Annotated in this window: 11 protein-coding genes, 1 pseudogene and 1 riboswitch; of the genes and pseudogenes, 2 read left to right on the forward strand and 10 right to left on the reverse strand. The window is 41.3% G+C overall.

From position 1 onward, the window contains the following. Window positions 1-147: 147 nt before the first annotated feature. From CYCME_RS08145 to CYCME_RS08180, 8 genes and pseudogenes are all read right to left on the reverse strand, one after another. Complete coding sequence (locus CYCME_RS08145) at window positions 148-930, reverse strand: methyltransferase domain-containing protein (RefSeq protein ID WP_020932732.1); 783 nt, start codon at window positions 928-930, stop codon at window positions 148-150. A gap of 41 nt (window positions 931-971) precedes the next feature. Beyond that, window positions 972-1874 carry a patatin-like phospholipase RssA gene (rssA, locus tag CYCME_RS08150; protein WP_020162062.1) on the reverse strand — a complete coding sequence of 301 codons (903 nt, stop codon included), beginning with the start codon at window positions 1872-1874 and terminating at the stop codon, window positions 972-974. Between the two features lie 46 nt (window positions 1875-1920). Next, on the reverse strand, window positions 1921-2379 hold the full coding sequence (locus tag CYCME_RS08155) for a DMT family transporter (RefSeq protein ID WP_020162061.1): 459 nt from the start codon (window positions 2377-2379) through the stop codon (window positions 1921-1923). A gap of 63 nt (window positions 2380-2442) precedes the next feature. Continuing rightward, complete coding sequence (locus tag CYCME_RS08160) at window positions 2443-3969, reverse strand: AbgT family transporter (protein WP_020932733.1); 1527 nt, start codon at window positions 3967-3969, stop codon at window positions 2443-2445. Window positions 3970-4005: 36 nt separating this feature from the next. Continuing rightward, window positions 4006-4922 (reverse strand): annotated as a pseudogene (locus CYCME_RS08165) (lysophospholipid acyltransferase family protein). Between the two features lie 46 nt (window positions 4923-4968). After that, the gene (locus CYCME_RS08170) at window positions 4969-5211 is read right to left on the reverse strand and encodes a hypothetical protein (protein WP_015005736.1); all 243 of its coding nucleotides are present in this window, start codon (window positions 5209-5211) and stop codon (window positions 4969-4971) included. A 21-nt stretch (window positions 5212-5232) separates the two neighbouring features. Next, entirely contained in the window at window positions 5233-5511 is a 279-nt protein-coding gene (locus CYCME_RS08175) for a peptidylprolyl isomerase (RefSeq protein WP_020932736.1), read from the reverse strand. Continuing rightward, window positions 5512-6330, reverse strand: a complete 819-nt coding sequence (locus CYCME_RS08180) for a DMT family transporter (RefSeq protein WP_236886357.1) — start codon at window positions 6328-6330, stop codon at window positions 5512-5514. Between the two features lie 258 nt (window positions 6331-6588). Between CYCME_RS08180 and CYCME_RS08185 the strand changes: the two genes are divergently transcribed. Beyond that, window positions 6589-7245, forward strand: a complete 657-nt coding sequence (locus CYCME_RS08185; protein ID WP_016389488.1) for a glutathione S-transferase — start codon at window positions 6589-6591, stop codon at window positions 7243-7245. On the opposite strand, the gene dmeF is transcribed toward CYCME_RS08185, so the two are convergent. Then, window positions 7242-8165 (reverse strand): CDF family Co(II)/Ni(II) efflux transporter DmeF, encoded by a 924-nt coding sequence (dmeF, locus tag CYCME_RS08190; RefSeq protein WP_020932737.1) that lies wholly within the window; start codon window positions 8163-8165, stop codon window positions 7242-7244. The genes CYCME_RS08185 and dmeF overlap by 4 nt on opposite strands. 190 nt (window positions 8166-8355) lie before the next feature. Further along, window positions 8356-10647 carry a 5-methyltetrahydropteroyltriglutamate--homocysteine S-methyltransferase gene (metE, locus tag CYCME_RS08195; RefSeq protein WP_020932738.1) on the reverse strand — a complete coding sequence of 764 codons (2292 nt, stop codon included), beginning with the start codon at window positions 10645-10647 and terminating at the stop codon, window positions 8356-8358. Between the two features lie 97 nt (window positions 10648-10744). On the opposite strand from metE, the gene CYCME_RS08200 reads away from it, so the two are divergent. Then, window positions 10745-11641 (forward strand): LysR family transcriptional regulator, encoded by an 897-nt coding sequence (locus CYCME_RS08200; protein WP_015005730.1) that lies wholly within the window; start codon window positions 10745-10747, stop codon window positions 11639-11641. A gap of 31 nt (window positions 11642-11672) precedes the next feature. Continuing rightward, window positions 11673-11812: riboswitch (cobalamin riboswitch) on the forward strand. Window positions 11813-11821: the final 9 nt, after the last annotated feature.

The following is an 11821-nucleotide window of genomic DNA, read 5'->3' on the forward strand; positions in this document are numbered from 1 at the left end:
CTATCGAATAGAAGTAGCCAATGCCAACCTCATCGTACTAACTCGTTTAATCATTAGAAATGAGCTATTGTTTTCGCTTGATAAACCTATTACATAAATAAGTGCAATCACGTTAATTTTCTGTGCAAAACATACCATTACAAAAAATCATTTTGTCACTTCAAAAAGGTAACGATTAATACAAAAAAAGTATTCCCCTTTTTTCTCAAGTGACTCGATTCCTGCCAACCAAGCCTCAGAGTCCTTATTAGTCACACCATTACGGTCAATTGCAAACGAGGCAATAATTTTAGATAACCAATAACTAAAATTTTTATCGTTATATTCAATGTTCATAATTGGCAACGCTTCCACCTTACTTAATTGCAGGCTTGCTGATTTAATGGCGCCAGCCAAACGCATAGGAACAGACTCTTGCGCACAATGCTGCTTCCATGCATGAATAATACGGTCACGACAATCAACATCCACTGCGCTCCAGTACGGGAACGCCCAATCTGTATCAACAATAACCCCTCGCCCACCTGGGCGAAGTACCCTTGCGAACTCAAATAAAGCAGCATTTAAGTCAGGAACATATTCATAGACCTGCGTTGAAACAACCGAGTCAAAACTGTTGTCGGCAAAGGGTAAGGACATTGCATCACCTTGCTCAAAGGTCACATTCACAGCATCAGCACAGAGTTGTTTAGCCGACTCAACCATATTGTCTGCCATATCAACACCAACCACTGACCCTGTAGGACCTATATGCTGGCTAATATCTTTAGCTAATAAGCCAGGACCAGAGCCAATATCAAGCACCTTTAAACCGTTTTGTAGTTTAAGTGAAGCAATCACTTGACCTCTCGCTGACACAATATCCGGCGTTTGATAAGCCATTTTTAATGCATGACTTACCTCATCATTAAATTTTAAACCCTCTGCCATTGTCTACCCTCTTATTATTATTTTTAGATACCAATATTTTTTTATTTACCCACAGTACATTGTATCTCTTGCATCATCCTCTCGACACAGTCCATCCCTTCATCTATTGCCTCTTGTGCCCTATAAAACTCCAACAAACCCATTTGTGATAACTTAGGCGTCAGGATAATATCTGGGGGGTCTCCTGCCATACGGCTTCGGGTAATTCGGTCTTGGGTAATATTAACTGAGCCAGCAATCGCCTCAAATAAACTAGGCGTCTGTTCTTGGTTTCTATCAAATGAAAAAATTGAATCGGTATATTCAGCGACTAAATTGGTGAGCTTATCGACCACTTTTCCGGATGGTTTAATGGTTTTCTCTTGTTTTCCTATATGCTTACCGACAATGTCTCCATTTAAATTTACTGCAATCACTACATCCGCGCCTAAGGCTCGACAAGTAGAAACAGGCACAGGGTTCACTAAGCCTCCATCGACCAGCCATTTATTGTCATGCTGTATCGCTGGGAACAAACCCGGTAACGAAATAGAAGCCCACACAGCCTCTAACACTGATCCTTCAGACAGCCATATTTCTCTCCCCGTCTTAAGGTCTGTCGCTACACTGGCATAGTCCTTGTCAAATTCTTCAATGAGTGCTTTATCTGAAGCAACATATTGACTTAGAAAATGATGCAACCGATCTTTATTAACAAACCCATTAAATGAACGATTAATCTCAAAGAATTTAACTGTATTAAGCTTAGATAACGAAAGCGCCCACTGTTCCAGATCATCTAAATGACCCGATACATAGGATGCGCCTACTAGTGAACCTATTGATGTTCCACAAACGATATCTGGTTCTATGCCCTGTTTAATCAGCGCTTTAATAACCCCAATATGTGACCAGCCACGAGAGGCCCCACTTCCTAATGCCAACCCTATTTTCATGTCTGCCACTTAACCTCTCCTGAGACGTTTAATTCAGCTCATTAAAGCCTTTTAATTAAAAACGCTTTACTACCAAAAAAACGCCAGTCGCCATAAATAACAAGCCTACCAAACGCTGCATAGTAATTGAATACTGAAGTGAGCTTAATAAACCAAAATGATCAATCACAGTCATTGAAATAAGCTGACCTAACAACACAAAACACACAGCATTACCAATGCCAAATTTAGGGCCTATATAGGTAATCCCTAATGTGTAAAAAATAATAAATACACCGCCCAAATAATACTGTATTGGTATTGATGCATCAGGTAACCCACTAGGTAAGCCTTCTACAACAAACAAATAAACACCTGCAATCACAAAACCAACTACAAATAATATAACCGCTGCTAACGCTGGGCTTTGTAACCTTGCGCCTAAACCGCCACTTAGCGCACCCATGATAGGAATGCCTACCCCCGCCAAAAACATCACTGCAGCGTAGATAAAATTTTGACCAACTATATTCACTTCTTATTCCCCTTTATTATATTTATTGATACTGATAGTAATGTGCACCACGATCCCTGTTCACTAGGGTATGGCTAAAAACAATGAGGCTCCTGGGCCTAATGGAATACCCAACATTAACCATAGACTTAACAATAACCCCCAACTTAATAAAAAGGCTACTGAGTAAGGTAGCATCAGCGTCATGATTGTCCCCACACCAACCTTATCATCATAGCGTTTCATAAAAGCAAACACTAAAGCAAAATAAGGCATCAATGGTGTAATGATATTAGTAGAGCTATCCCCAACACGGTAAGCCGCCTGTACAACCTCTGGTGCCACTCCCATCAACATAAACATCGGAATAAAAACAGGGGCCATGATGGCCCATTTAGCTGATGCGCTACCAATAAATAAATTTGCAAATGTGCAAAAAAAGATAAAACCTAACATTAATGGAACAGCACCCAACCCACTATTTTTTAATGTATCAGCACCATTAATGGCAAGAATTAACCCCAGATTAGTCCAATTAAAATAATTAACAAATTGGGCTGCAAAAAACATCAAAACGATGTAAGTAGCCATTATTTCCATGCTTTTTTCCATGCTCTTAATCACATCGACATTGGTTTTAAAACAGCCAGACAATTTGCCATATGTTATCCCCATAAGAGCGGCACTTAAAGCAATTAAGGCAATCAGACCAGACATAAATGGTGACTTAATAATACCGCCTGTTACAGGGTCTCTTAACAACCCTTGATCAGGGATTAGCCCCCATAAAATACCCACGACAATAACCAGCCCAACTACAAAGGCCCCTTTTAAACCTTTTTGTTCTTCGCTTGTTAACACCGTTTTTAAATCACCTTGTTCTGCACCACGGTATTCGCCTAACATCGGTCTAATAAAACGCTCGGTTACCCACGTCGCCACTACAGAGATCAGCAGCGTAGAAACAACGATAAAATAGTAGTTTGCAGTAGCGGTTACGTCATAATTCGAGTCGATCAAGCGCGCAGCTTCTGTGCTTATACCACCGAGAATAGCATCGAATGGGCCAACTAATAAGTTCGCACTAAATCCCCCAGAAACACCAGCAAAGCAGGCCGCAATGCCCGCTAATGGGTGCCGTCCTGCGGCTAAAAATATAACGCCCGCCATTGGTATCATCACTACATAACCAGAGTCCACTGCAATACTAGATAGCACCCCCGCCAACACAACAATAAACGTTAAAAACTTTGTCGGCGCCTTCATCACCATTAAACGCAAAGCGGTTTGAATTAAACCCGATCGTTCGGCGATACCTAATCCAAGCATTGCGACTAATACAGGACCAACGGGGGCAAAAGTCATAAAATTTGAAACCATTTTGCCCAGTATTTGATGCAAACCAGCCGCATTAAACAGGTTTACTACGCTAATTTGTTCACCGTTAACAGGGTGTATAGCCGACAAACCAAGATAATGGCCTATCCATGACACCCCTATCACTAAAAAACATAAGTAAATAAACAACATCGTTGGGTGAGGTAAGGTATTACCCCACGCCTCAACTCTACGTAACAATCGTTGCGATAATCGGCGTTTAGCTTGTTGCATAGCTGCTCGTTATTTTAGTGATGATAATCCTAGTATTCATTTATAAAAACCAGGTTCGCCCTTAGGCCGAGTTTTAAAGCGCTTATGCATCCATAAATAGTCTGCCGGATGTAAACGTATTTTTTCTTCTAACCAATCCGTCCAGCGCTGCGTATCCGCCACATCATCACCCGTTGGGTAATTCTCTAAAACAGGCTCAAACTCAATTACAGAACCTTTTTCACCATCTCGATATGCGCTAAGTAACATCACTTGCGCATTCGTCTGTTGGGCATATTGTGGAATAGTGGTAATCGTCGCTGTTGGAATACCAAAAAAAGAAACGAATGCGCCACGACTGACACCAAAATCTTGGTCTGTGCAATAAAAACCGTCCCGTTATCAGCCAATTTTTCTAGCATTTTACGAATATCTTTACGATGGAATAAGGTTATTGGGTATTTCCCAGCACCCCGTTGATACAAATTTGCTTCCATTACTGGATTATTCATACGCCTATAAATCACGTCAAAGGGGGCCAAGGTACTCAGTTTACTAATGGCGTGAAAAAGTGGCGTAAAATGCCCAATGACTAACAAAAGAGGTTTATCTGCACGCAACGCCTGTTCTAGATATTCTTCACCAACAACCTTAATGTTAGCGGTCATATCAGCGGGTGGCCGCCAAATTATATTAAACAAATCAAATAACATTAAGGCTGATGACTTGATATTAGCGCGAACAAGTTCCTCTCGATAAGCATCTGTTTCATTAGCAAAACAGCGGTCAATATTTCGTCGAATAGTGCTAATGCGACGATTTTCTTTACTCGCCAGCCTATTCGCAATCCATTTTGACAAGCTAAACTGCCAAGACCTCGGAAGAATAGCCATACATCGGCTCACTCCAACCGCTAACCACGCTAGCCAATATTTAGGATGCAGGTAACTTAATTTAAATTTTTGAGTTGCCATGAGTGACCCTCTTTTTTTATTAAAACTATCAGCCAGTGCGATTTTTTTATTTCATATTAACCATCTGCAATAAAGATTCAAGCGGGCTTTGATCAATATTCCATTGCTCAAATAAACTAAACAACTGCTTAATAGAATCAAACTCTACAGTTTCATTGTCCAACTCTAATAAGAAGTGAGTATGCATATCATCAAGGTTTTTATATGACAAGACACCGCTCAATTGCGCCACCAGCTCAACATTTTTTTCCTCGCTCAACTGCTGAGGTTTACTAAATAATATTTTCATAATCTGACAGTTTTCTGATCATTAAGTCCGGTAAATGGTTTCAATAAGATGATAGCCAAACTTCGTTTTAACGGGGCCATGAACAGTTAACAATGCTTTTTTAAAAACAACATTATCAAATGCTTTTAGCATCTTACCTGGGCTAAACTCACCAAGATCCCCGCCTTTTTTTGCTGAAGGGCACTGTGAGTGCTTTTTAGCTAAATTTGCAAAATCAGCGCCACCAGCCAACTGTTTTTTCAGTGTCTCGGCCTCTTCCTTAGTTTTAACCAATATATGTCGTGCACATGCTTTTGCCATTTATATTTCCTTAACTTTTTCTTTCCAAGTGAGATTGAGGTATGCGCCTATGATAATCAAACCGGCCCCCAATAAGGTATTTAGACTTGGATATTCTTGATAAAAAAGCATACCTAATAACATCGCAAAAACAACTTGTAAGTAACCAAAGCTTGTAGCACGGCCGGCAGATTCAGTGCGCATACTTTTCGTTAGACCTACCTGACCTACTTGGGTTGCAACCCCAATGGCTAGTAGGTAAAACCATTCAATACCTACTGGTATGACAAAGTCGCCCCATAGCAAAATCAGACTAGCCGGTAAGGAAATTAACGGAAAATACATCACGATCACTAAGGGATGCTCTGTTTTCCCCAAGGCTCGAACTAAGGTATAGGCAACGGCACTACCAAACGCACCCGCAATAGCAATCATCACTGTGAAAAAATCAAAATCAACCGTAGTTGAAGAGAACAGAACGTCCGGTTGCACTATAATTAATACGCCGAAAAAACTTAAAACAATACATACCAGCGTGCCAACTCTTAACACCTCTTTTAAAAAAAACAGTGCTAATAACGCAGTAAACATAGGGTGCAGATACTGTAAAACCATTGCTTCGGCTAAGGGCAAATGGGTAATTGCATAAAACACACAAATAAGGGCAGCAAAACCAATTAAGCCGCGTGCCGCCAACAAGCCTTTACGTGTACCCAATACTGCGATTCCTTCTCGCCTTAGCCCTAGGTAACTGATGACCAATGAAATGAGCGAGCGCGCAGCAACTATTTCTAAAACAGGAATCCCGTGATCACCGACTAATTTTACAAACAATGCCATGATGCTGAATGCAAAAGCACTGAGTATCATGTAGCGAATACCTAGAGGGATAGATAGAAAAGCGTTGATGGTTATCTCCGAAGTGCATATGTAAAAAAACTTGAATCCGCATTTTACAGTGTTTAACGCAGTCTTTTCTGATGCTGAGGTATTTATTAAGCCTCATTAGATCAAAACTATGTGACACTCACAACTTGACGCTACAATCACCCTTATACTCAAGACATTTCCATTACATTCAAAACAACGACCTCTTTTATGCCCTCTTTACCAACGCTTTATTCATTACGTCAGTGCCCTTATGCGATGCGAGCACGAATGGGTTTATTAATGGCTCAACAAGTCGTTACTTTGCGTGAAGTGAACATGAAAAAAAAGCCTGAAGAGATGCTATCTGTTTCAGCAAAAGCAACCGTTCCCGTACTGGTCTTAAATGATGGCTTAGTCATCGATCAAAGTATCGATATTATGCTTTGGGCCTTAAATAAAAATGACCCTAGTAACTTACTTTATAAGCACCAAGCCAGCATGCTAGAGGATATGCTTAAGTTCATTGAACATAACGATATCACCTTCGTAGACTCACTTAAAAAATATAAAGCGGCCTCTCGATATCACGACAAAGAGAAAAACACTTACCGCGGGCACTGTGAAGAATACGTTAAACAACTTGAGCAGCGACTTAACCGACATGAGTTCATCATGGGCGATAACCCCAGCTTAGTCGACTATGCGATTTTACCCTTTATCAGGCAATTCTCTCGTGTTGAACGGCAATGGTATCTACAAGCGCCTTACCCCGCTCTACAGCGATGGTTAACAGCCCAATACCAACAAGCTGTTTTTACAAAAGCAATGGTCAAGCACGAACCTTGGACAGAAAATCAAGCAACCGTTGTATTCGGTAAAGTTTAAATTTCGCAAACCTCATCAGCGCATTCATATACCTCAACGGTAATATGAGAAAGTTGCTGAAAGCCCGCTAATAGATCTTTATAGTGTTCTGTCGGCTTCGGGTCATGTGTGACCAAAGAAATAATTGCGGCATAATGATTTGCACTGACTTTCCAGATATGAATATCTGAAACACGGTTATCGGCGTCTTTTTCAATGCTGTCTTTAATGGCAAGCCTATATTTCTCATCAACACTGCCATCCAGTAAAATAGGGCTCGTCTGCTTTAATAAGCCATAAGACCAGCGAGTAATAATTACTGCCCCTACTATACCCATCATTGGATCAAGCCAATTAAGACCAAAATACTTGCCAGATAGCAATGCTACAATAGCGAGTAATGATGTTAATGCATCGGCGAGAACATGCATATAAGCCGCTTCTAAATTGTGGTCATGACCATGGTCATGAGCGTGGCCATGATGATGGTCTTCTTTAAGTAAAAAAGCACTAATAAAATTTACCAGAAGGCCAATAACTGCCACACCAATCGCCGCATTAAATTGTATCACTTGAGGATCAATCAAGCGTTGGATAGAGTCAATCACCATCACAAATGCTACAACAGCCAAGGCAACGGCACTGGCAAAACCACCTAGCACACCGACTTTACCAGTACCAAACGTGTAAGCCTTATTTTTTGCATGCCTACGTGCATAACGATAGGCATATATAGTGATTAAAAAGGCTGCTACGTGAGTGGCCATATGCCAGCCATCAGCTAACAACGCCATTGAGCCAAACACAGTACCAGCCACTATTTCTGCGACCATGGTAATAGCGGTCAATATCAACACATATTGTGTGCGCCGTTCTCCACGTTCATTTTTCAACGAGAAATCATGACTGTGTTTTAAATGATCTAACGTGCGTTCGTGCATACAGTCCCTCATATTTTTGACTTAATCAATGGCGTATTAAAACAAAAATCAATGCCAGCCTTAAACCATTAAGACTAGCACCGACCTTCTCATATTTTAAACGTCCTATGTTTTTCAAACCATGACTATTTGTTCCGGCACAACCCGATTAGGTGATGTAACACACAAATCCTATGAAAACACTGCTCCCTTACTCAACCACTGTAACCGACTGCCTTAATTGCTTAGCGGCTGTGACCATATTGCGTAACGCTTGTTGCACTTCTGGCCAAGCACGTGTTTTTAAGCCACAATCTGGGTTCACCCACAGTCTCTCCAATGGAATCCGCCTTGCTGCCTGCTGCATTAAATATTCTATCTGCTCAATTTTTGGAACATTTGGCGAGTGGATATCATACACTCCAGGACCAATTTCATTTGGGTATTGAAACTGTTCAAAAGCATCTAATAATTTCATGTCTGATCGTGAGGTTTCAATGGTAATCACATCAGCATCCATGTCACTGACAGAACTCATAATGTCATTAAAGTTTGAATAACACATGTGAGTATGAATCTGTGTCTCATTTTTCACCCCTGAGGTGGTAATACAAAAAGCCTCAATAGCCCTGTTTAAGTATTCTGACCATTGTTTTTTTCGCAATGGTAAGCCTTCTCTTAAAGCCGCTTCATCTATTTGAATAATGCGAATACCTGCTTTTTCTAGATCCAGTACCTCATCTCTTATTGCTAAGGCTATTTGTTGGCATGTAGTCGCACGGTCTTGATCATCTCTAACAAACGACCAATTCAAAATGGTCACCGGCCCAGTCAACATGCCTTTAACCGGCTTATCGGTTAACGATTGTGCATAGCTAGCCCAATTCACAGTCATTGCTTGAGGTCTAGACACATCCCCATAAATAATCGGCGGTTTAACACAACGCGAGCCATATGATTGCACCCAACCGTTTTGTGTAAAGGCAAAACCCTGTAGTTGTTCGCCAAAATACTCCACCATGTCGTTTCTTTCTGGCTCACCATGCACCAACACATCCAAGCCTAGCGCTTCTTGCTTGGCAATGACATCAGCAATCTCTTGTTGCATGACTGATTGGTAGTCTGCCTGAGAAAGCTCACCTTGTTTGTAACGTCGCCTGTTTGATCTAATATCGGTGGTTTGTGGAAACGAGCCAATGGTCGTCGTTGGGAAATTAGGCAGGCGCAAATGCTGCTGTTGAAGTTTAATCCGCTCGTTAAAATCTAAGCCTCGCTTTAAGCTTAAGCTTTTCACATTCTCTAAACATCGCTGAACGTCTTTATTATGCACCAGCGAAGAATTTTCTCTATTGCTAATGGCTTCCCTATTACGTGAAAACTCATCGCTTGATAAACAGTTATTATCTAACACCGCGGCTTTTACCAACCGTAACTCGGTAAGTTTTTCTGTGGCAAAAGATAACCAAGATTTAATATCATCCGATAATGACGTTTCAAACGCCAAATTAACAGGCACATGCAGTAAAGAGCAAGAAGGTGCCAGCCATAACTCGCCAGCCCAATGTTGTTGAATAGCTTGTGTCACGCTGACTGTCGCGCCCAAATTGTTTTTCCAAACATTTCGGCCATCAATAATACCGACTGACAACACCTTATAACTGGGCAACCAGTCAATCAGTTGTTGGACTTGTTCGGGGCTTCTAATCGCATCGATGTGCAGCCCTGCCACGGGCAAATCGCAAACAAGCTTTAAATTGTCAGCTAACTCGCCAAAGTAGCTTGCCACCAATAACTTTAGATCGCCTCGTTGTAATTTATGGTAGGCCTGTTCAAAGGCTAACTTCCATTGATCAGGCAAATCGAGGACTAAAATAGGCTCATCAATTTGTACCCATTCGACACCCAGATCAGATAAACGATTTAATATCTCACCATAAGCTGCCAGCAGTTGATCGAGCACGTTTAACTTATCGAACGCCTCGCCCTCTGCCTTGCCAAGCCAAAGAAAACTCAGCGGGCCTAAAATAACGGGTTTAACACGATGGCCTAATTGAAGCGCTTCATTTACCTCATCAAACAACTTTTCAGTGGATAGCTTAAACGACTGCTCGGGCTGAAATTCGGGCACGATATAGTGATAATTCGTATCAAACCATTTAGTCATTTCGCAAGCGCTAACATCACCACCATCAACAGAACGGCCACGCGCCATCCGAAAGTACGTGTCAATATCCACTGCACCACCATCATGCTTAAATCGTTCAGGTATACAGCCTAGTAAGGCGCTCATATCTAGCACATGGTCATACCACGAAAAATCACCCACGGGTATAAGGTCTAAGCCCGAGTCAGCTTGAGTTTGCCAGTTGTTCTTTCTTAATTGTTGGCCATTATTAAACAAATCTTGCGAATCTATCTCTCCTTGCCAATACGACTCTAATGATTTTTTTAACTCTCTTTGCGCGCCAATACGTGGAAAACCTAAATTATGTGTACGAATCATCTTTAACCTCATTATTTTTATGTTGCGAGAAGTATCCAGCAAGCATAGAATTGAATCAATCTCATAATTTTCACCATTAAGTTGAAATAAATTCACCATGATCTTAGAAATTCGACACCTCAGGGCCATTTACACCATTGCCCGCAGTAAAAACCTTAATCAAGCCGCACAAAAGCTTCATCTGACACCATCGGCCTTATCACACCAAATAAAAACAATTGAGAACCACTTTGAAACGACGCTGTTTTTCCGCCAACACAAGCCCCTCGGGCTTACTGATGCGGGGCAACGCTTATTAGATCTAGCTGAGCGAGTATTACCGTTGGTTGAAAACACCGAGCATGAGCTTAAACAAATTGCTAATGGCAAAGCAGGAAGGCTTTTTATTACCATTGAATGTCATGCCTGTTTTGAATGGTTATTACCAACCTTAGAGCAATACCGCAAGCAATGGCCAGACATCCATATTGATATCAAACTCGGTATGAGTTTTAATCCGCTACCGGCGCTGAGTCGTGGTGAAATTGACTTGGTTATTAGTACCGACCCAGTTGATAAACCAGGTCTTTCATTCTTAACGCTGTTTCCGTATCAAGCCTTGTTAGTGATGAATGATCAGCATCCATTGAAAGATAAAGCCTTCATTAACGCAGAAGACTTAGCCGAGCAAACGCTTATTACCTACCCAGTTGAGCGTAGTCGCCTTGATGTATTTAGACACTACCTAGACCCTGCCAATGTAGAACCCGCGCAAGTTCGTCAGGTTGAGTTAACCACAATGATGATGCAATTAATTGCCGTTGGCCAAGGGGTGGCTGCCCTACCCGACTGGTTATTGGATGCGCCAACAACAGCACAGTCATTAATTGGAAAACCACTGGGCGCTAAGGGCATGCATGGGATGTTACATGCTGCTTGCCGTGACCAAGATATTGAAACACCTTACATTAGTGCCTTTATTGAATTAGCACGGGGGTTCAAAAATAAAAAATAACAAGCACTTGTAAATACATTAATTTTACATTATCTTGTTAGCCAATAAATAGTTAAGCACTATATATAGTATTTGAGGGGAATCTGGTTAGAATCCAGAACTGTCGCGCAACGGTGTTGTGAATCTTATATTCACTCAGTCCGATTACCTCTATTTTTTGCCAAGCCTCGCGTTAAGGAT

The sequence above is a fragment of the Cycloclasticus zancles 78-ME genome (assembly GCF_000442595.1).
In the GTDB taxonomy this organism is placed as follows: Bacteria; Pseudomonadota; Gammaproteobacteria; order Methylococcales; family Cycloclasticaceae; genus Cycloclasticus; species Cycloclasticus pugetii.